The sequence below is a fragment of the Nonomuraea sp. NPDC050478 genome (genome assembly GCF_044458265.1).
Taxonomy (GTDB): domain Bacteria; phylum Actinomycetota; class Actinomycetes; order Streptosporangiales; family Streptosporangiaceae; genus Nonomuraea; species Nonomuraea ferruginea.
In genome coordinates, this window is sequence record NZ_JBITHT010000006.1 from 627631 (window position 1) to 645829 (window position 18199).

Annotated in this window: 19 protein-coding genes; 12 read left to right on the forward strand and 7 right to left on the reverse strand. The window is 72.9% G+C overall.

The features are described from left to right. Positions 1 to 68 precede the first annotated feature (68 nt). Entirely contained in the window at positions 69 to 1058 is a 990-nt protein-coding gene (locus ACIBF7_RS32040; protein WP_271276424.1) for a methionine synthase, read from the reverse strand. 24 nt (positions 1059 to 1082) lie between these two features. Here ACIBF7_RS32040 and ACIBF7_RS32045 point away from each other — a divergent pair, with 24 nt between their 5' ends. Then, positions 1083 to 1712 carry an MBL fold metallo-hydrolase gene (locus tag ACIBF7_RS32045; RefSeq protein WP_271276425.1) on the forward strand — a complete coding sequence of 210 codons (630 nt, stop codon included), beginning with the start codon at positions 1083 to 1085 and terminating at the stop codon, positions 1710 to 1712. On the opposite strand, the gene mnmA is transcribed toward ACIBF7_RS32045, so the two are convergent. Further along, on the reverse strand, positions 1709 to 2767 hold the full coding sequence (mnmA, locus tag ACIBF7_RS32050; RefSeq protein WP_187280965.1) for a tRNA 2-thiouridine(34) synthase MnmA: 1059 nt from the start codon (positions 2765 to 2767) through the stop codon (positions 1709 to 1711). The genes ACIBF7_RS32045 and mnmA overlap by 4 nt on opposite strands. A 284-nt stretch (positions 2768 to 3051) precedes the next feature. Beyond that, positions 3052 to 3273 carry a hypothetical protein gene (locus tag ACIBF7_RS32055; RefSeq protein WP_397198817.1) on the reverse strand — a complete coding sequence of 74 codons (222 nt, stop codon included), beginning with the start codon at positions 3271 to 3273 and terminating at the stop codon, positions 3052 to 3054. 201 nt (positions 3274 to 3474) lie between these two features. Here ACIBF7_RS32055 and ACIBF7_RS32060 point away from each other — a divergent pair, with 201 nt between their 5' ends. Beyond that, complete coding sequence (locus ACIBF7_RS32060) at positions 3475 to 4524, forward strand: DUF695 domain-containing protein (protein ID WP_397198818.1); 1050 nt, start codon at positions 3475 to 3477, stop codon at positions 4522 to 4524. Between the two features lie 27 nt (positions 4525 to 4551). Here the strand turns inward: ACIBF7_RS32060 and ACIBF7_RS32065 are convergent, their stop codons facing one another. Then, positions 4552 to 5715: a cysteine desulfurase family protein gene (locus ACIBF7_RS32065; RefSeq protein WP_397198819.1), complete on the reverse strand. Its 1164-nt coding sequence runs from the start codon at positions 5713 to 5715 to the stop codon at positions 4552 to 4554. Positions 5716 to 5769: 54 nt separating this feature from the next. Here ACIBF7_RS32065 and ACIBF7_RS32070 point away from each other — a divergent pair, with 54 nt between their 5' ends. From ACIBF7_RS32070 to ACIBF7_RS32115, 10 genes are all read left to right on the forward strand, one after another. Then, the gene (locus ACIBF7_RS32070; protein WP_148029454.1) at positions 5770 to 6282 is read left to right on the forward strand and encodes a TetR/AcrR family transcriptional regulator; all 513 of its coding nucleotides are present in this window, start codon (positions 5770 to 5772) and stop codon (positions 6280 to 6282) included. Between the two features lie 159 nt (positions 6283 to 6441). Then, a complete protein-coding gene (locus ACIBF7_RS32075) occupies positions 6442 to 7629 on the forward strand; it encodes an MFS transporter (protein WP_397198820.1) in 1188 nt (395 codons plus the stop codon). Positions 7630 to 7720: 91 nt separating this feature from the next. Continuing rightward, on the forward strand, positions 7721 to 8641 hold the full coding sequence (locus ACIBF7_RS32080; protein WP_271276431.1) for an ABC transporter ATP-binding protein: 921 nt from the start codon (positions 7721 to 7723) through the stop codon (positions 8639 to 8641). Continuing rightward, positions 8638 to 9435, forward strand: a complete 798-nt coding sequence (locus ACIBF7_RS32085; RefSeq protein ID WP_271276432.1) for an ABC transporter permease — start codon at positions 8638 to 8640, stop codon at positions 9433 to 9435. Before ACIBF7_RS32080 ends, ACIBF7_RS32085 begins: the two co-directional genes overlap by 4 nt. A gap of 50 nt (positions 9436 to 9485) precedes the next feature. After that, entirely contained in the window at positions 9486 to 9740 is a 255-nt protein-coding gene (locus ACIBF7_RS32090) for a LuxR C-terminal-related transcriptional regulator (protein WP_333485704.1), read from the forward strand. Between the two features lie 17 nt (positions 9741 to 9757). Beyond that, entirely contained in the window at positions 9758 to 10258 is a 501-nt protein-coding gene (locus ACIBF7_RS32095; RefSeq protein ID WP_271276433.1) for an HIT family protein, read from the forward strand. Positions 10259 to 10352: 94 nt separating this feature from the next. Next, positions 10353 to 11249 carry an ABC transporter ATP-binding protein gene (locus tag ACIBF7_RS32100; protein ID WP_271276434.1) on the forward strand — a complete coding sequence of 299 codons (897 nt, stop codon included), beginning with the start codon at positions 10353 to 10355 and terminating at the stop codon, positions 11247 to 11249. After that, positions 11246 to 12007, forward strand: a complete 762-nt coding sequence (locus tag ACIBF7_RS32105) for an ABC transporter permease (RefSeq protein ID WP_271276435.1) — start codon at positions 11246 to 11248, stop codon at positions 12005 to 12007. Before ACIBF7_RS32100 ends, ACIBF7_RS32105 begins: the two co-directional genes overlap by 4 nt. A 35-nt stretch (positions 12008 to 12042) precedes the next feature. After that, positions 12043 to 12756, forward strand: a complete 714-nt coding sequence (locus ACIBF7_RS32110; RefSeq protein ID WP_148029447.1) for a response regulator transcription factor — start codon at positions 12043 to 12045, stop codon at positions 12754 to 12756. After that, the gene (locus ACIBF7_RS32115) at positions 12753 to 14579 is read left to right on the forward strand and encodes a HAMP domain-containing sensor histidine kinase (RefSeq protein WP_271276436.1); all 1827 of its coding nucleotides are present in this window, start codon (positions 12753 to 12755) and stop codon (positions 14577 to 14579) included. The genes ACIBF7_RS32110 and ACIBF7_RS32115 overlap by 4 nt, the downstream gene beginning before the upstream one ends. 404 nt (positions 14580 to 14983) lie before the next feature. On the opposite strand, the gene ACIBF7_RS32120 is transcribed toward ACIBF7_RS32115, so the two are convergent. The 3 genes from ACIBF7_RS32120 to ACIBF7_RS32130 all read right to left on the reverse strand — a co-directional run bounded on the left by ACIBF7_RS32120 (position 14984) and on the right by ACIBF7_RS32130 (position 18192). Beyond that, positions 14984 to 15937 carry an electron transfer flavoprotein subunit alpha/FixB family protein gene (locus tag ACIBF7_RS32120; protein ID WP_148029445.1) on the reverse strand — a complete coding sequence of 318 codons (954 nt, stop codon included), beginning with the start codon at positions 15935 to 15937 and terminating at the stop codon, positions 14984 to 14986. A gap of 19 nt (positions 15938 to 15956) precedes the next feature. Then, positions 15957 to 16736 carry an electron transfer flavoprotein subunit beta/FixA family protein gene (locus ACIBF7_RS32125; RefSeq protein ID WP_397198821.1) on the reverse strand — a complete coding sequence of 260 codons (780 nt, stop codon included), beginning with the start codon at positions 16734 to 16736 and terminating at the stop codon, positions 15957 to 15959. A gap of 229 nt (positions 16737 to 16965) precedes the next feature. Further along, positions 16966 to 18192, reverse strand: coding sequence for a serine/threonine-protein kinase (locus ACIBF7_RS32130; RefSeq protein ID WP_271276437.1), 1227 nt, complete (start codon positions 18190 to 18192; stop codon positions 16966 to 16968). Positions 18193 to 18199 lie beyond the last annotated feature (7 nt).

An 18199-nucleotide genomic window follows, 5' to 3' on the forward strand; every position in this document is an offset into this window, starting at 1 on the left:
CCCCCTGCTCGCTCACGGCGTCTCCTTCCGTACGAACACCCCTGGCCGAACGGTATCGCGCGGCACCGTCACTCCTGGAGGTCGCGCGCGGGGTCGTCCTTGATCACCTGGGCGGCCTTCCGGCAGGCGGCCAGCGCCGACCTGGCGTAGCCGGGCGAGGCGCCGGCGAGCCCGCAGGCGGGCGTGAGCACGATCTTCCCGGCCAGCTCCTCCGGCGCGAACCCGAGCCGCCGCCACAGCTCCAGCGCGGGCCGGGCCACCGCCGAGTAACGGGGCAGCCGCGTGTCGGTCGCGGGCACCACGCCGAGGAACAGCCCGACGCCGGCCTCGACCAGCTCGCCGATCGGCTCCTCGTCCCTGCGCCTGATCAGCGACGCGTCCGCGGACACCGCCCGCACCCCCGCCCGGCGCAGCAGCGCGTACGGCACGGAAGGGGCGCAGCAGTGGACCACCACGTCGGGGAAGGCGCGCAGCGACTCCTCCACCCGCCACTCCTCGGCGGCGGGCAGCCGCCCGAACCCGGACGCGGTCGGCACCGTGCCGTTCAGCACGCCGGGCAGGCCGGGCTCGTCCAGCTGGAGCACGAGGTCGGTGACGCCGGGCATCCGCCGGCGCACCTCGGCGCAGTGGTCGGCGACGCCCTGCGCGAGCGAGGCGGCCAGGTCGCGCACCGCGCCCGGGTCGGACAGGACCTTGTCGCCGTGACGCAGCTCGATCGCGCCCGCCAGCGTCCACGGCCCGCAGACCTGCAGCTTCAGCGGCCCCACGTAGCCGTCGCCGACCTCCTCCAGCCCGTCGAGGTCGCGCCGCAGATGGTCGACGGCCCGCTGGTGGTCGCGCCCCGGCCGCCCCGCCAGCCGCCATCCGGACGGCTGCACCTCCACGGGCAGGTCGACGAGCAGCCCCGCCGTCCGCCCCACCATGTCGGCGCCGACCCCGCGCGCCGGCAGCTCCGGCAGGTAGGGCAGCCCCGGCACCTCCCCGAACACGACCCGCAGCGCCTCAAGATGATCATCGCCGGGATGCGACCCGACCCCGGTGGCTTCCCACGTCAGCATGGGCACAAGCGTAGGGTGTGCCAGATGAAGCTCACGAAGTACGGGCACGCCTGCGTACGCCTGGAGAAGGACGGCAAGGTCCTGGTCATCGACCCCGGCACCTTCACCCGGGACCCGGTGCTCGACGGCGCCGACGCGGTGCTCATCACCCACCAGCACCCCGACCACCTGGACGTCGACCGGCTGGCCGCCGCCTCCCCCGATCTGGAGGTGTGGACGTGCGAGGCCGTCGCCGCCGAGCTCGACGAGCTGCCGCTGAAGGTCGGCGTGGTACGTCACGGCGACGACTTCCAGGCGGCCGGGTTCCGGGTGGACGTGTTCGGCGAGTGGCATCTGAAGAACCATCCCGACCTGCCGATCGTGCAGAACGTCGGCTTCATGGTCGACGGCGCGCTGTTCTACCCGGGCGACGCGCTCACCGTGCCCGACGCCGAGGTGGAGACGCTGCTGGTGCCGACCAACGCGCCGTGGCTGAAGCTCGTGGAGATGGTCGAGTATCTGCGCACGATCCGGCCCGCGCGGGCGCTCTCCACCCACGACGGGCTGCTCAACGACATCGGGCTCGGGCTGGTCGACAACTGGCTGCGGATGGAGTCGGAGGCTCAGAAGGCCGACATGCGCCGGCTGCCCGTCGGCGGGTCGATCGAACTCTAGGCCGCCGACGTGATCGTGGCCGACCCGATCACCGTCGGCCCCGAGTAGAGCACCGCCGCCTGGCCGGCCGCGACGCCGGTGGCCGGCCTGTCGAGCTCGATCTCCAGGCCGCCGTCGCGCTCCTCGAACGCGCACCCGTACACCTCGCCGTGCGCGCGCAGCTGCACGGTGAGGTCGTCGCGGACGTGCGGGCCGTTCCACACCGGTCGCACGCAGGAGATGCGGGTGACCTCCAGCGCCGAGCGCGGCCCGACCGTGACGGTGTTGGACACCGGCTCGATCGACAGCACGTAGCGCGGCCTGCCGTCGGGCGCGGGCCGGTCGATGCGCAGGCCCTTGCGCTGGCCCACGGTGAACCCGTGGGCGCCCTGGTGGCTGCCGACGACCGCGCCCGACTCGTCGACGATCGGCCCCTCGTCCGCGCCGAGCCGCTCGGCCAGGAAGCCGCGGGTGTCGCCGTCGGCGATGAAGCAGATGTCGTGGCTGTCGGGCTTGTCGGCGACGGTCAGCCCGCGCCGGGCCGCCTCCGCGCGCACCTCGGCCTTGGTGGAGTCGCCCAGCGGGAAGACGGCGTGGCCGAGCTGCTCGCGGGTGAGGACCCCGAGCACGTACGACTGGTCCTTGGCCGGGTCGGCGCTCCTGGACAGCACGCCGTCGACGAGCCTGGCGTGGTGGCCGGTCGCGACCGCGTCGAAGCCGAGCGCCAGCGCCCGGTCGAGCACCGCGGCGAACTTGATCTTCTCGTTGCACCGCAGGCACGGGTTGGGCGTGCGGCCGGCCGCGTATTCGGCCACGAAGTCGTCGACCACGTCACGCTGGAACCGCTCGGCCATGTCCCAGATGTAGAACGGGATGCCGATCACGTCGGCCGCCCGCCTGGCGTCACGCGAGTCCTCGATCGTGCAGCAGCCCCTGGCCCCGGTGCGGTGGGATTGGGGGTTGGCGGACAGGGCGAGATGGACACCGGTGACGTCGTGACCGGCCTCGGCGATCCGGGCGGCGGCCACGGCGGAGTCGACGCCGCCCGACATGGCGGCAAGCACACGCAATCCCATGACCGTTCCAGCGTACTGGCCGCACGGATGTGGTGTGGCGTCACCGAACGGTCGGCTGACCTCCGCTGACGGGGAGGCGCTCCCGGAAAGGATGGCGGACGCGGGGCCGGTCGGCCTGGTCGAGCCATGACCCAAGTCATGCGCGGCGGCCCGGCGAGGCATGATCACGGCCACGCTGTGCTGCGAGAACCGGCTGGTTATGCTCGCGGTTATGCGGGGTTCCCGATCGATCAGAGAGGTGGGAAGCTGGGTGGGATTCACCCACGACCACCCTCCTTTGGTGTTCAGCGCCTTCTTCTGGGATCCGCCATCATCAGCGCGCTGGTCTTCGTCACCGGCTTCCAGGAACTGGGGCGTTCGGACCCGGCCGGCTGGCTGTTACCGAAGGTGTTCCTTTTCGTCAGCGCCGCCGCCCTGCCCATGAGCGGTGTTCTCTGGCTGCTCATGCCGTGGCGGCAGGATGTCCCGCCCCTGCGCAAGGCGGCCACCGTCGCCTTCCTGGCCACGAGCCTGCTCCTCATGCTGGCCGGCGGGATCGCCGCCCTGCTGATCGTGAGCGTGGCGGTCGGGAACGCCCTGGTCGTCTTCGGGCTGCGCGGGGGCCTGGGGTACGCGGCCGTGGCGGGGCTGTTCCCGATCGTGATCCGGCCAGGTCGAAGCGCGCTCGGAGTGCGCGACCTGGGGGGCGAGTCTGCGAGGATTCTGCCATGCGACTGTTCGGGCGCAAGAGCGAAGACGAGGGTGCCGACCCGGGTGAGCGCGTGGCGGGGTTCTGGCAGTGGTGGGCGAGCGCCAGGCCGGAGCTCGACGCGGCGGTGGCGGCGGGAGAGAGCGGGAAGCCGGCGGAGCTGCTCGGCCCCGCGGTGGCGGCGGTCCACCCCGACCTGGTGTGGGAGCTGGCGCCGGGCAGGAACGCGGCCCACGCGCTGGTCGTGACGGCCGCGGGCGACGCCGAGCTGCGCTCGCTGGCGCACCGCTGGGCGCGGGCGGCGCCGCCCGCCGACATGCTGTGGGAGTTCCACCCGTCGCGCCAGGCGAGCGCCCTGCCCGGCGAGCTGACGCTCGACGCGGGCGGGATCGAGTTCGGGCTGGACAAGCTGGTGCTGGGGCTGCGGGTGCCGCGCGGGGCGCTGCGGGTCGACGTGACCGCGCACCACCCGATCTTCGGCGAGCTCGGCGAGGACGCCCGGATGGACGCCACGCTGCTGGCCCTCGACCGGCTGCTCGGCGAGGACGACGTGGCCCGGTGGGTGGGCGAGATCGTCCCCGCCGCCGCGCCGCCGATCGACGCCGTGCCCGCCGTCCACCTGCCCGTGGTGGTGGCCGACGTGGCCGCCGACTACGACACCGAGCAGTGGGCCACGCTGGAGGGCCGGACGGCGAGCGGCGCGCCGCTGGTCGCCTCGGCCCGCTATCCGCTGCGGCCCGTCGACTACCCGCTGCTCGACCACCACATCGCCGTCACGCTGCCGTACCGCGACAAGGACGCGGGCGGACTGCCCCAGGGCAGGTCGCTGGCCGCGCTGGGCGCGTTCGAGGAACGGCTCGGCGAGCGGCTGCGCGCGCTCGGCGACGACGTGGTGCTGGCCGCCCACCTGAGCGCCGAGCGCCGCCGCGTCATGCACGTGTACGCCACGCGGGAGAGCGCCGCCGCGGCCGCGCTCAAGGAGCTGGCGTCCACCTGGAAGGAGGGCAGGGCGCGGGTGGACGTGACCCCCGACCCGGCCTGGAGCGCGGTGGCGGCCTTCCTCGCCTGAGCGGGCCGTACGCGACGGCGGGGTCTGTCAGCCGAGTCCGGCGCGGCGGGCCCGCTCGACCGCGGCCGGCAGCACCTCGATGAGCCTGTCGATGTCGTCCTGGGTCGAGGTGTGACCCAGCGAGAAGCGGAGCGAGCCCCTGGCGGCGGCCGCGTCGGCGCCCATTGCCAGCAGCACGTGGGACGGCTGCGCCACCCCCGCCGAGCAGGCCGAGCCGGTCGAGCACTCCACCCCCCTGGCGTCGAGCAGCATGAGCAGCGCGTCGCCCTCGCAGCCGGGGAAGGAGAAGTGGGCGTTGCCCGGCAGCCGGTCGGCGGGGTCGCCGTTGAGCACCACGCCGGGCACGGCCTGGCGGACGCGGGCGATGAGGTCGTCGCGGAGCGCCGTCAGGTGGCGGCGCTGGGACTCCTGCTCCTTGACCGCGGTGCGGACCGCGGCGGCGAGCCCGGCGATGGCGGGCGCGTCGAGGGTGCCGGAGCGGACGTCGCGCTCCTGGCCGCCGCCGTGTTGCACGGAGACCGGGGTCACCCCGCGGGCCAGCAGCAGCGCGCCGACGCCCATCGGGCCGCCGATCTTGTGGCCGGTCAGGGTGAGCGCGTCGGCGCCGGACTCGGCGAACGACACGGGAAGCTGGCCGATCGCCTGCACGGCGTCGGTGTGGAACGGGATGCCGTGGTCGCCGGCGATGGCCGCCAGGACGTGGACGGGCTGGATCGTGCCGACCTCGTTGTTGGCCCACATGACGCTGACCAGGGCGACGCTGTCGGGGTCGCGCTCGATGGCGGCGCGCAGCGTGTCGGGGCCGACCCTGCCGAGCTCGTCGACCTCCAGCAGCTCGATCTCGGCGCCCTGGCTGTCGGCCAGCCAGTGGGCGGGGTCGAGCGCGGCGTGGTGTTCGACCGAGCTGATCAGGACGCGCTTCCTGGGCTGCCGCGCCCAGAACATGCCCTTGATGGCGAGGTTGTCGGCCTCGGTGCCGCCCGAGGTGAACACGACCTCGCTGGGCCGGGCGCCGAGCGCGTCGGCGATCGTCTCGCGCGACTCCTCCACCACCCGGCGGGCCTCGCGCCCGGCGGCGTGGAGCGAGGAGGCGTTGCCGACCCGGCCGAGTTGCTCCGTCATGGCCTCGATGGCCTCGGGGAGCATGGGCGTGGTCGCCGCGTGATCGAGATAGGCCGACGGTCTGTTCACCCGGCCAGGGTATCTCGTTTGCCCCTGTACCGTCCGGACGGTACAGTAGAGCGCATGAGACGGGACGAGCTACTGGACGCGGCAGAAGAGCTGCTCAGCGACCTCGGCTCGACCGCGCTCACGCTCTCCGCCGTGGCCGACCGGGCCGGCGTCAGCAAGGGCGGTCTCCTCTACCACTTCGCCACCAAGGATGCCCTGATCAAGGCCATGGTGGAGCGTCTGATCGAGGAGTTCGACGACCTGGTGGCCGCCCAGCCGGACGCCACCTACACCGAGCGCTACCTCGGCGCCACGCTCGTCGCCGTTCGCGAGGGCAAGCTGCGCCGCTGGGCCGTGGTCACCGGCGCGTCGGGCAACACCTACCTGCTGGCGCCGCTGCGCGAGGCCATGGCCCGCTGGCATCGCGAGGGCCTGGACGACGAGCCCGACCCGGTGGCGTCGCAGATCGTGCGGCTGGCCTGCGAAGGGCTCTGGGACCTGGCGAGCCATGACCCGGAGCTCAACGGCGACGAGGCTCTGGGCGCGCTCGACGCCCGGATGAGAGCCCTGCTCAAACCTCCTTCCTGAGGCTTCCGGCTCTTTCGTACGGTCGGACACCGCTGCGCGCGCCCTTCTGACGCGACGCGCCGCCGGCGTTCGCGTGCGCCACTCCCCCCTTCCTTCAAGGCTCGGCCACGGCCGGGCCTGATTTCTGCCCGAAGTGATGTTTCTGTGAGGCATGCCCTGATGACTCGTGACCTGAGGATCGCCCGCTACGGCGCCGTCCTCACCTTCGCCCTCGCCGGCCTGATGGTCGGCACCATGACCGTGCGCATCCCCGCGCTGACCGACAAGCTCGGCCTGTCCGAGGCGGAGGTCGGCACCGTCCTGCTCGCCTGGGGCCTGGGCGCGCTGGTGACCATGCAGTCGATGCGCCGCGTGATGGCCCGCGCCGGCAGCCGCACCGTGCTGCGGGTCGGCGGCCCGCTGACCGCGCTCGCCCTGATCGCGGTGGCGCTCATGCCGAGCCTTCCGGCGCTGCTCGTCGCGTCCACGGTGTTCGGCATGACGTTCGGCCTGTTCGACATCGCGATGAACGCCCAGGGCTCCACCGTGGAGCGCGCCTACGGGCGGCCGCTGATGAACGGCATGCACGCCGGCTGGTGCGTGGGCGCCATGACCGCCGGCGTCACCGGCAGCCTGTCCATCGTCCTGGGCCTGTCGTTCACCGCCAACCTGGTGCTGGTCAGCCTGCTGTCCCTGCCGGTGCTCCTGGTGCTCGGCCGGACGTACCTGCCTGACGTCCCCGCGCCCGCGACCGCCGCGGGGCCGCGCCGCCGCATGCCGCCGGTCGTGTACCTGCTGGGCGCGCTGGCCTTCTTCGCGTTCATGGTCGAGGGCGTGGTCGCCGACTGGAACGGCCTCTACATGCGCGACACCATGAAGGCGCCCGAGGCGCTGGCCGCGCTCGGCTACCCGATCTTCGAGGCGGGCATGCTGCTCGGCAGGCTGACGGGTGACCGGCTGCGCTCGCGGTTCGGGGTACGGGGCATGCTGACGGCCGCCGGGCTGGCCACGGCCGCCTTCTTCGGCATGGTGCTGGCGGCGCCCGCGCCGGTGGTCGCGCTGGTCGCGGTGTTCTTCGTGGGCCTCGGTGTGGCGACCATCTCGCCGATGACGCTGTCGCTGGCCGGCACCGCCACCAGCACCCCCGGCCCGGCGATCGCCCAGGCGGGCGCCATGGGATACGCGGGCCTGCTGCTCGGTCCGGTGGCGATCGGGTTCCTGTCGGACGTGACCTCGCTCCGTACCGCGCTCGGGCTGGCCGTCGTGCTGGGCCTGCTGATCGCCGTGGCGGCGCGCCTGCTGCCGCGCGAGGAGCCCGCGGCGGTCACGCAGCTGCCCGCCCCCGAGCGGCAGCCGGTGGCCGCCTGACAAATGTCACGCCCGGACCCTGCGGTTTTCCCGGGAAAGAGCTGAGACAGCGCACTGCCGGGACGGCGCCCCGCCCCGGCACAGTGGTCCCGTGGACACGACAGCGATCGAGGTGCGGGACCTGCACCAGAAATATGGCGACTTCGAGGCGGTCAAGGGGATCGGCTTCCGGGTCGGCCGGGGCGAGCTGTACGCGCTGCTCGGCACCAACGGGGCGGGCAAGACGACCACCCTGGACGTGCTGGAGGGGTACGTCGCACCGACCGGCGGCGAAGTGCGGGTGCTCGGGCACGACCCGGTCAAGGAGCGGGCCCGCATCCGGCCCCGGATGGGCATCGTGCTCCAGGAGGCCGGCTTCTACAAGGACCTGACGGTGGCGGAGACCGTGGACGCCTGGCGGCGCTGGACGCCGCACGCGCTCGGCCGGGGCGAGGTGCTCGACCGGGTCGGGCTCGGTCACCGCGCGGCGGTGCGGGTCGGGCAGCTGTCCGGCGGCGAGAAGCGCCGGCTCGACCTGGCGCTGGCCGTGCTGGGCAGGCCCGAGGTGCTCTTCCTGGACGAGCCCACCACCGGACTGGACCCGGAGGCCAGGCGGAACGTGTGGGAGCTGGTGCGCGGCATGGTCGCCGACGGCGCCACCGTACTGCTCACCACCCACTACCTGGACGAGGCCGAGCAGCTCGCGCAGCGGCTGGCCATCATGCACGACGGCCGGATCGTCACCGAGGGCACGCTGGCGGGCGTGCTCGGGGAGCGGGGCACCAGGATCAGCTTCCGGCTGCCCGGCGCGCGCCCTGGCGACCTGCCGTACTCGCCCGGCCTGGCACGGCGCTCGGTCAGGCAGGACGGCGAGACGTTCACGGTCGAGACCCACGAGCCGCAGCGTGACCTGCGGGATCTGCTGGTGTGGGCGGACGAGCGCGGAACGGAACTGGGCGGCCTCGAAGTGCGCAGGCCGTCGCTGGAGGAGATCTTCCTCGAAGTCGCGGAGACGGAAAGGGTGGCGGCGTGAACTGGCTCTCGACGGTCTGGGCGCAGGCCCGGCTCAACCAGACGGTCCTGCTGCGGCAGCGCGGCCTGGCGTTCACCATCCTGCTGCTGCCGCTGTTCATCGCCTTCGTCTACACCAGCGGCCCGACGGCCTCCGGCGAGGTGAACGGGGTGCCGGCCGCCGCGCTCGCCGCGATCGGGGCCATCGCCGTGGTGTTCCCGTTCTCGTACATGACGATCGCGACCGGCATCGTGGTGCGCAGGGAGGAGCGTGTGTACAAGCGGCTGCGCGGCAGCGCGCTGTCCACCACCGCGATCTTCGCGGGCGACATCCTGCACGCCACGCTGGTCGGCGCGGTGCAGGCGGCGGTCATCCTGGTCTACGCGGTCGGGGTGGTGGGCGTGCCGGTGCCGGGGAACGTGCCTCTCATGCTGGTGGCGTTCGTGCTGGGCGCGGCGGTGTTCGCGGCGCTGGCGATCGGCACGGCCGGGCTCATCCCCAACTACGAGGTGGCGCAGCTGGTGGCGCTGCCTGTGCTGTTCGCCAGCATGCTCGGGGCGGGCATGATGTTCCCGCTGTCGGTGCTGCCCGAATGGGGGCAGCGGGTGGCGGAGGTGCTGCCGATGACACCGGTCGTGGACATGATGCGCATCGCGTTCCTGGGCCGCGACCTCGGCCGGGCGGGCGCGCCCGAGGTCGGCTTCCTGGAGGGCTTCCAGGTGTCGGCCGCGGGCCTCGGGATCGGGCTGCTGTGGATCGGCGTCGGGCTGTGGTGCACCCGGAAGTTCTTCCGGTGGGACCCGCGCCGGGCGTGACCTGGGCAAGGACAACCCGGCGGCGACCCTGGCCCGAGATCATCAGGAAGGTGCACGAGGGCGGCCGGTACATCGACCCGGAGCTGGCCGCGGACGCGCTGTCGATCCGGGAGTGCCCGCTGACCCCGCGCGAGCTGGACACGCTGCGCGCGGCCGCCGGGGGCGCGCCGATGTCCAGGATCGCCAGGCAGCTGAGCCTGTCGGAAGGCACGGTGCGCAACTACCTGTCCTCGGCGGTGACGAAGCTCGCCGTGGCGGACCGGCATGCCGCCGTCCGCCGCGCCCGTGACATGGGCCGGCTCTGACGGTCATGATCGTCATCATGACTGAGAGGAACGTCCCCTTCGACGTGGCCGCCTACGAGGCGCGTGTCCGGTCCATCCCCTGTTTCATCTGCGCCATCGTCGCCGGCGACCCGGCCTACGAGCACGAGCAGATCTTCTACGAGGACGAGCACCACCTGGCGTTCCTGTCCGCCTACCCGACGGTGCCCGGCTACGTGCTGGTCAGCCCGAAGGCGCACGTCGAGCACGTGGTCCGCGACCTGGACGAGGAGGCGTACCTGGCGCTGACGGGCGTGGTGCGGAAGGTGGCGCTGGCGGTGGAGTCGGTGGTGCCGTCGGAGCGCACCTACCTGCTCTCGCTCGGCAGTCAGCAGGGCAACTCCCATCTGCACTGGCACGTGGTGCCGCTGCCGCCGGGCATCCCGTACGGGCAGCAGCAGTACCACGCGCTGATGTCGGAGAACGGGCTGATCCCGTGGAGCCGGGAGCAGGCGGAGGACCTGGCCGCGCGGCTCCGGGAAGCTGTGAGTTCCCTCTGAGTCCGCCCGCGTCCCCCAGGCCGGGGTCGCGGGCTCACAGAGGTCTCACAGGATCGCTCAGGACGTCTCCAACCGGGCGGGCCAGGCTGGCCGCATGATCCGGCTCAACGCACTGACCAAACGCCACGGCGGGACGCTCGCCGTGGACGGGCTCACGTTCGAGGTACGGCCCGGCCTCGTCACCGGTTTCCTGGGGCCCAACGGCGCGGGCAAGACCACCACCATGCGGATGATCCTCGGGCTCGACCTGCCGACGTCCGGCACGGTGACCGTCGGCGGGCGGCGCTACCGGGACCTGGAGACGCCGCTGCGCGAGGTGGGGTCGCTGCTGGAGGCGCAGTCCGTGCACCCGCGCCGCACCGCCCGCGACCACCTGCTCTACCTGGCCAGGGGCAGCGGCCTCCCGGACCGCAGGGTCGGCGAGGTGCTCGACCTAGTGGGCCTGTCCGACGCGGCGGGCTACCCGGCCGGCGGGTTCTCGCTCGGCATGTGCCAGCGGCTCGGCATCGCCGCCGCGCTGCTCGGGGACCCGCCGGTGCTGGTGCTGGACGAGCCGGTGAACGGGCTCGACCCGGAGGGCGTGCTGTGGATCCGTACGCTGCTGCGAGGCCTGGCCGCCGAGGGCCGCACGGTGCTGGTCTCCAGCCACCTGATGAGCGAGATGGCGGTGACCGCCGACCGGCTGGTGGTGATCGGCAGGGGCCGGCTGATCGCGGAAGGGGACGTCGAGGACTTCACCGGCGCCGGCGCCGAGGTGCTGGTCCGGGTGGCCGACGGGGCGGGCTTCGGCAGGCTGCTGGAGCTGGCGGGGGCGCACGTGCGGGCGCACGGCGACGAGCTGGTGGTGACGGGCATGCCGGCCCCGGACATCGGGCGGCTGGCCGCGTCTGAAGGGGTGGCGCTGGCCGAGCTGACGCCTCGCCGCGCTTCGCTGGAGGACACGTTCATGGAGCTGACCAGGGACAGCGTAGAGTTCGGGGCCGCGCTGTGAGGGGGCTGGTGCGGGCCGAGTGGACCAAGTTCAGGAGCGTCCCCGTCATGCCGGTGCTGGCCGGGGCCGTCATCGCCGTGTCGGTGCTGCTGGGATGGCTGTTCGCGCAGGCGTCGGCGGCCGAGTACGCGCGGGCCACGGCGGCGGACCAGGCCGCGTTCGATCCGCTGCAGGGAGGCTCCCGGGGCGTCTTCATCGTCCAGCTGCTGGTCGCGGCGCTGGGTGCGCTCGTGGCCAGCACCGAGTACGGCTCCGGTACGATCCGGGCCACCGTGGCGGCGGCCGGACGGCGCACCCGGCTGGTGGTGGCCAAGGCGGCGCTGGTGGCCGTGGCCGGGCTCACGGCAGGCGCGGCGGCGGTATGGGGGATGTTCCTGGTCTCACAGATCACGCTCGCCATGCACGGCGTGCCGCGGGTCTGGCTGGACGATCCCGACGCGGTGCGGCTGTTGCTCTTCGGGCCGGTGGTGCTGGAGCTGGTGGCGCTGTTCGGGCTGTCGCTCGGGATCCTGCTGAGGAGCACGGCGGCGGCGGTGAACACGGCCACGGCCTTCCTGCTGCTGCCGATGTTCGCCCCGATCATGCCCGACTTCCTGGGCCTCACGCTGAGCACCTGGTGGCCGAACACGGCCGCCTTCCGGTCGCTCATGCCCTCGGAAGGCTCACTCCCGATCTGGATGGGGATGGGCGTGCTGGCCGCTTTCGTGGCGGTCATGATGGTCTGGGCACGCACCCGGTTCCGCACGCGTGATGTGTGACCCCGGCTCGTAGGCTGAAGGCGGGAGGGCGGCAGGTGCGTGAACCCACAGGCGAGCGGCTGCTCGTGGTCGACGACGAGCCGACCGTCAAGGAACTGCTCGCGGCCACGCTCCGGTTCGCGGGTTTCACCGTCAGCTCGGCCGACAGCGGCACGCGGGCCCTTGAGGCGGCCAGGCGCGACCCGCCCGATCTGGTGCTGCTCGACGTGATGCTGCCCGACCTCGACGGGTTCGAGGTGCTCCGCAGGCTGAGAACCTTGCCGAGGGCTGGCGGCAGGCCGGGGCCGGTGCCGGTCCTGTTCCTGACGGCTCGCGACGCCACCGCCGACAAGATCAACGGCCTGCGGCTGGGCGGCGACGACTACGTGACCAAGCCGTTCGACCTGGAGGAGCTGCTGGCCCGCATCAGGGCGATCCTGCGGCGCACCGGCGCCTCACCCGGCGACCACACGCTGACGGTCGGCGATCTGGAGGTCGACCCGGAAGGCCACCAGGTGACGCGGGGCGGCGTCCCGGTGCGGCTGTCGCCGACCGAGTTCAGGCTGCTGCGCCACCTGGCCGAGAACGCCGGCCGGGTGCTGCCCAAGGCGGACATCCTCCAGCACGTGTGGCGCTACGACTTCGCCGGCGACTCCAGCATCGTCGACACCTACATCAGCTACCTGCGCCGCAAGCTCGACACCGGCGGGCCGCGGCTCATCCACACCGTCCACGGCGTCGGCTACGTGCTGCGCAGGCCGAAGCCATGATCAGGCGGCTGTCGCTGCGCGCCCGGCTGCTCGCCATCACGGTGGCGCTGCTCGTGGCGGGCCTCGCGCTGGTGAGCACGGTCGTCGTACGGCAGCTCGAAGCCGAACTGCTGGCCCGGATCGACGCCCAGCTCGGCCCCTTGGCGACAGCGGCCGCCTCGATGCCGCCCGAGCTCATGGACCTGCTGCGCAAGCGGGCCGCCCCCGCCGCCCCGTCCCAGCTCGACCTGATCGAGGAGGTGCGGCTGGCCTTCCTCGCCGCCGACGGCACCGTGGTCACCACTGTGGTCGGCGCCGGGGTCGGCAGCGAGGTCGGCACCGGCGCCGGCCCTTCCTCCGGCGCTCCGACGGTCGGCGGGCTGCCGCGGCTGCCCCGGCTGGACGCGGCGGCCGTCGAGGCCCGCGCGGGGCGGCCGTTCACGGTCTCCGGCGACGACGGCGAGCAGTGGCGGACGGTCGCGGTGCCCGCCACCCGCGGCACGCACGCCTCGGTCGTCGCGGCGGTCTCTCTGGACGGGATGAACTCGACGGTCCAGCGGGTGCGGGTCGCCTCCCTGGTCGCGGGCGGGCTGCTGCTGGGCTTGCTGGCGCTGACGGGCGGGTTCGCGATCCGGGCCGGGCTGGCGCCGCTGCGCCGGGTCGAGGAGACCGCGGCGGCCATCGCCGCCGGCGACCTCAGCAGGAGGGTGCCCGAGCCCGCCGGTCCGGGCACCGAGGTGGGACGGCTGGCCCGCTCCCTCAACGGCATGCTGGCGCAGATCGAGCGGGGCTTCTCCGCCCGGGAGGAGTCGGAGGCCAGGATGCGCCGTTTCGTCGCCGACGTGAGCCACGAACTGCGCACCCCGCTCTTCGGCATCAAAGGCTTCTCCGAGCTCTACCGCATGGGCGGCACGGACGCGGACGCGGCCCTGGCCCGCATCGAGAGCGAGTCCGCCCGCCTGGCCAAACTGGTGGACGACCTGCTGCTGCTCGCCACCATGGACCTCGCCACCCCCAACCCCACCCACACAACCCCCACCCCGGCCGACCCCACCCCCGGAGCCCCCACCCCGGCCGACCGCACCTCCAGAGACCCCACCGCCAGGGACCGCACTCCCGGGGACCGCACCTCCGAGGACCGCACCAAGGGCTGCGGTCCCTTCGGGGGCCGCGCCCTCGGGGACCGCGCCGCCGGTCGCGGCGCCTTCGGGCGCGGCTCCTCCGGAGACGCCTCGTTCGGAGACCGCCCCCTCGGGGACCGCGCCTTTGGAGACGGCTCCTTCGGGGACCGCACCGCCGACCACGGCACTTCGGGAACGGTGGGGTTCAGGGACGGTGGGCTCAGGGACGGTGCGTTCGGGGTGGGGCTTGATCTGACGCCGATGGATCTGCGGACGCTCGCCGCCGACGCCCGCGCCGATCTCGCCGCTCTGGATCCGACGCGGGCGATCACGCTCACCGGCCCCGACGACGGCCCGCCGGGGAGCGCCCCGGTGCTGGGCGACGAGGACCGGCTCCGGCAGGTGGTCACGAACCTGGTGGGCAACGCCGTCACCCACACCCCGCCGGGAACCCCGGTCAGGATCGGCGTGGGCACCGTCGGCCGGGACGCGGCTCTGGTGATCGCCGACTCCGGCCCCGGGCTCTCCCCGGAGCAGGCGGAGCGGGTCTTCGACCGGTTCTACCGCGCCGACGGCTCCCGCAACCGCACGACCGGAGGAGCGGGCCTCGGCCTTGCCATCGTCCGCTCCATCGTGACCGCCCACGGCGGCCGGGTGGAGATCCACTCCTCCCCCGGCGAAGGCGCGACCTTCCGCCTCCTGCTCCCGGCCGAGCCACAGTGAAACGAGAGCCACCCGGCACCTGAACTCCCACGAGAACCGACCACGTCCCAAGGTTCGAGATCCCCACTCACAGAACCACAGGCCGGTCTCCATCGCTTACGGCGGAGCGGGCGGGCCGAAGGCTCGCTAACGGCGCCCAGCCCGAGGGGTTTCCCAAAAAGGCTTATAGGACCCGAACCAACCCAAAAATCCACCGAGACCCCAACCACCACAAAGGCCGCAAAACCCGAATCGGCCCCAAAAGCCTTGCAGACCGACCCACTAGCCAAGAGGTTTACAGAACCCGACCCACCAGCCCAAGCGGCTCGCAGAACCCGAACCGACCCTCACCAATAACCCACCGGACGCGAAAACGGCGCCGCACAGGGGTGCGGCGCCGTTTCCCGGAAAAGAGCTCCGAAAAGCTACTTACGCTTGTCGACCTCTTCGGTGAGCTGCGGGACGACCTGGTGCAGGTCACCCACGACGCCGTAGTCGGCCAGCTCGAAGATCGGCGCCTCCGGGTCCTTGTTGATCGCCACGATGGTCTTGGCGGTCTGCATGCCGGCCCGGTGCTGGATGGCGCCGGAGATGCCGGCCGCGATGTAGAGCTGCGGCGACACGGTCTTGCCGGTCTGGCCCACCTGGAACTGGTGCGGGTACCAGCCGGCGTCCGTGGCGGCGCGGGAGGCGCCCACGGCCGCGCCCAGGGCGTCGGCGAGGCCCTCGATGACCGAGAAGTTCTCCGCCGAGCCCACGCCGCGGCCGCCGGAGACCACGATCGCGGCCTCGGTCAGCTCGGGGCGGGCGCCCTTCTCCTGCTTGACGCGCTCGACGACGCGGGCGGACTTGGCGGCGTCGGACAGCGAGACCGACACCTCCTCCTCGGCGCCGGCGCCCGCGGCGGCCTCCGGGGCCGTCGAGTTCGGCCGCACGGCGACGATCGGGATGCCCCTGCTCACCTTCGCCTGGACGTTCACGCCGCCGCCGAAGATGGACTGCTCGGCCACGAAGCCGTCGCCGAGGCCCACGGCGTCGGTGATGACGCCGGAGTCGGTCTTGACGGCCAGCCGCCCGGCGACTTCCTTGCCCTCGGCGGTCGCGGCGACCAGCACGGCCGCGGGCGACTTCTCGCCGACGAGCTGGGCGAGCAGCTCGGCCTTGGGCGCGACCACGTATCCGGTGATCTCCTCGGAGCCGGCCACGTAGATCGTCTCGGCGCCGTACTCGGCCAGCTTGGCCTTGGCCTCCGGGGTGTAGCCGGGGCCCGCCCAGACGGCGGCGGGCGTGCCGAGCCGGCGGGCCAGGGTCAGCAGCTCCAGCGTGACCTTCTTGACCTCGCCGTCGACCTGCTCGACGAGAACGAGAATCTCCGACATATCAGTAAAACCCCCGTTCTCAGATGAACTTCTTGGACGCGAGGAACTCGGCGGCCTTGGCACCGCCGTCGCCCTCGTCCTTGACGATCGTGCCGGCGGCACGCGGCGGGGCCGGGGCGAAGTCGACGACCTGCGACCAGGAGGAGTCGAGACCCACCTGGGCGGCGTCGATCTCGGCGTCGGCCACGCCCAGGGTCTCGACCGGCTTCTTCTTGGCCGCCATGATGCCCTTGAAGGACGGGTAGCGCGGCTCGTTGATCTTCTCGACCACGGACACGACGGCGGGCAGCGAGGCCTCGACCCGGTCGAAACCGTAGTCGGTGATCCGCTGGATCTTGATGGACGAGCCGTCGACCTCGACCTTGTTGGCGAGCGTGAGCTGCGGCCTGCCGAGGCGCTCGGCCAGCATCGCGGGCAGCACGCCGGTGCGCGCGTCGGTGGACTCCGAGCCGAGGATGACCAGGTCGAACCCGATCTTCTTCAGCGCCTGGGCCATGGCGTAGGACGTGCCCAGCGCGTCGGAGCCGTGGAGCGCGTCGTCGACGAGGTGGACCGCCTTGTCGGCGCCCATGGCCAGGGCCTTGCGGATCGTCTCGGTGGCCTTGCCCGGGCCCATGGTGAGGACGGTCACCTCACCGCCGTGGGCCTCCTTGAGCTTGAGCGCCTCCTCGACCGCGTACTCGTCGAGCTCGTTCACCACGCCGTCGACCGCGTCACGGTCGAGGGTCTTGTCATCGGACCGCAGCTTGCGCTCGGTCGCCGTGTCGGGGACCTGCTTCACGCAGACGACAATGTTCATGGCCGGTGGCCGACCTCCCGTGTTCGCGTGCGCCGCCGCGCGAGCGGTCGGCGCCGGATGTCCTGTCCAGACTGCCAGGGCCCCATGGGCGTTGTGACAGCGGGTGTCCCGGCGCTCATGTTACCCACGGGTAGCTTACGCGCTGACACGTGCATCCGCGCGTAACGACTCCCCGCCCCAACCTTACCGAGCTTTGTTCCGCTGCTTGCTGGCGGCCCTGGTCACGCGCTCAGGCTGTGAGCAGGAACACGATCCCGAGGACCAGTGCCGTGCCCGCGAACAGCGCCAGCACGGGCGTGCTGAAGAACGCGCTCAGCGCCACCGACAGGCCGATCGCCCCGGCGACGCCCACGGCGTCCGCGATGACCCTGCCCTTGGTGAAAGGCCCTCGCGAGAACAGCGCGAACCCCGCGTCCACCACCACTGCCAGCGAGAACACGGCCATCAGGAACAGCGCCACCTCCGGCAGCGGCTCGGTGGCCGCGGCCGACAGTAAGCCCACGAACACCGTCGAGCCGGCCAGCCAGCGCCTGCGCACCCTCTCCTGGTGCCGCGCCCTGGCGTCCTCCGCCGAGAGCTCGCCGACCGCCCTGCCGGGCTGCCACTCCCTCGTCGCCATGTGGTGGACATCACGACCGGAGCGGCGCCCCGTACCCACCGAGGGCCGCGGCAGGCGGCGTAACCGCGGGACCGCCGCCACGCCGAGCCGCGCGCAGATGTCGGCGGCCACCGGCCGCGCCGCCGGGTCGGTGGCGAGGCACTCGGCCAGCAGCGGCTCCAGCCAGCCGGGCGCGCCCTCCAGGTCGGGCTCGTGGTGGACGACGCGGTAGGCGACCGCCGACGCGGGCCCCGTGCCGTACGGGTGACGCCCGGTCGCGGCGTAGGCCAGCGTCGCCCCGAAGGAGAACACGTCGGCCGCCGGGCCGGCCGGCCCGCCCTCCAGCACCTCGGGCGCCAAGTAACCGGGGGTGCCGACCACCGCCCCGGAGGCGGTGACCGACAGCGAGTCGAGCGCGTGCGCGATGCCGAAGTCGATGACGACCGGCTCGCCCTCGCTCATCATCACGTTGGCCGGCTTGAGATCGCGGTGCACGACCCCCGCGTCGTGCATGGCCACCAGCGCCTCGGCCAGCCCGGTGGCCAGCTTGCGCAGGTCGGCCACCGGCACGGGCACCGCGCTGAGCGGCTTGCCCTGCACGTAGCGGGTCACGAGGTAGGGCCGGTCGCCGTCGAACGAGGCGTCGAGCACCTCCGCGACGTTCTTGCCGCCCACCAGCCGCATGGTCTCGACCTCGCGGGCCAGCCGGGCCAGCGCCGCCGAGTCGGCCGTGACGTGCGGATGGAGCACCTTGACCGCGACCGTGCGGCCCTCCTGGTCGAGCGCCAGGTGCACGTGGCCGAACCCGCCCGCGCCCAGCCGCGAGAGCAGCTGGTAGGGGCCGAGGTGCTCGCTCATACCCCTA

Coding starts and splice junctions, on each gene's coding strand:
- ACIBF7_RS32040 (WP_271276424.1), bottom strand. CDS start 1,058: ATGCTGACGTGGGAAGCCACCGGGGTCGGGTCGCATCCCGGCGATGAT.
- ACIBF7_RS32045 (WP_271276425.1), top strand. CDS start 1,083: ATGAAGCTCACGAAGTACGGGCACGCCTGCGTACGCCTGGAGAAGGAC.
- mnmA (WP_187280965.1), bottom strand. CDS start 2,767: ATGGGATTGCGTGTGCTTGCCGCCATGTCGGGCGGCGTCGACTCCGCC.
- ACIBF7_RS32060 (WP_397198818.1), top strand. CDS start 3,475: ATGCGACTGTTCGGGCGCAAGAGCGAAGACGAGGGTGCCGACCCGGGT.
- ACIBF7_RS32070 (WP_148029454.1), top strand. CDS start 5,770: ATGAGACGGGACGAGCTACTGGACGCGGCAGAAGAGCTGCTCAGCGAC.
- ACIBF7_RS32075 (WP_397198820.1), top strand. CDS start 6,442: ATGACTCGTGACCTGAGGATCGCCCGCTACGGCGCCGTCCTCACCTTC.
- ACIBF7_RS32095 (WP_271276433.1), top strand. CDS start 9,758: ATGACTGAGAGGAACGTCCCCTTCGACGTGGCCGCCTACGAGGCGCGT.
- ACIBF7_RS32100 (WP_271276434.1), top strand. CDS start 10,353: ATGATCCGGCTCAACGCACTGACCAAACGCCACGGCGGGACGCTCGCC.
- ACIBF7_RS32115 (WP_271276436.1), top strand. CDS start 12,753: ATGATCAGGCGGCTGTCGCTGCGCGCCCGGCTGCTCGCCATCACGGTG.
- ACIBF7_RS32120 (WP_148029445.1), bottom strand. CDS start 15,937: ATGTCGGAGATTCTCGTTCTCGTCGAGCAGGTCGACGGCGAGGTCAAG.
- ACIBF7_RS32125 (WP_397198821.1), bottom strand. CDS start 16,736: ATGAACATTGTCGTCTGCGTGAAGCAGGTCCCCGACACGGCGACCGAG.
- ACIBF7_RS32130 (WP_271276437.1), bottom strand. CDS start 18,192: ATGAGCGAGCACCTCGGCCCCTACCAGCTGCTCTCGCGGCTGGGCGCG.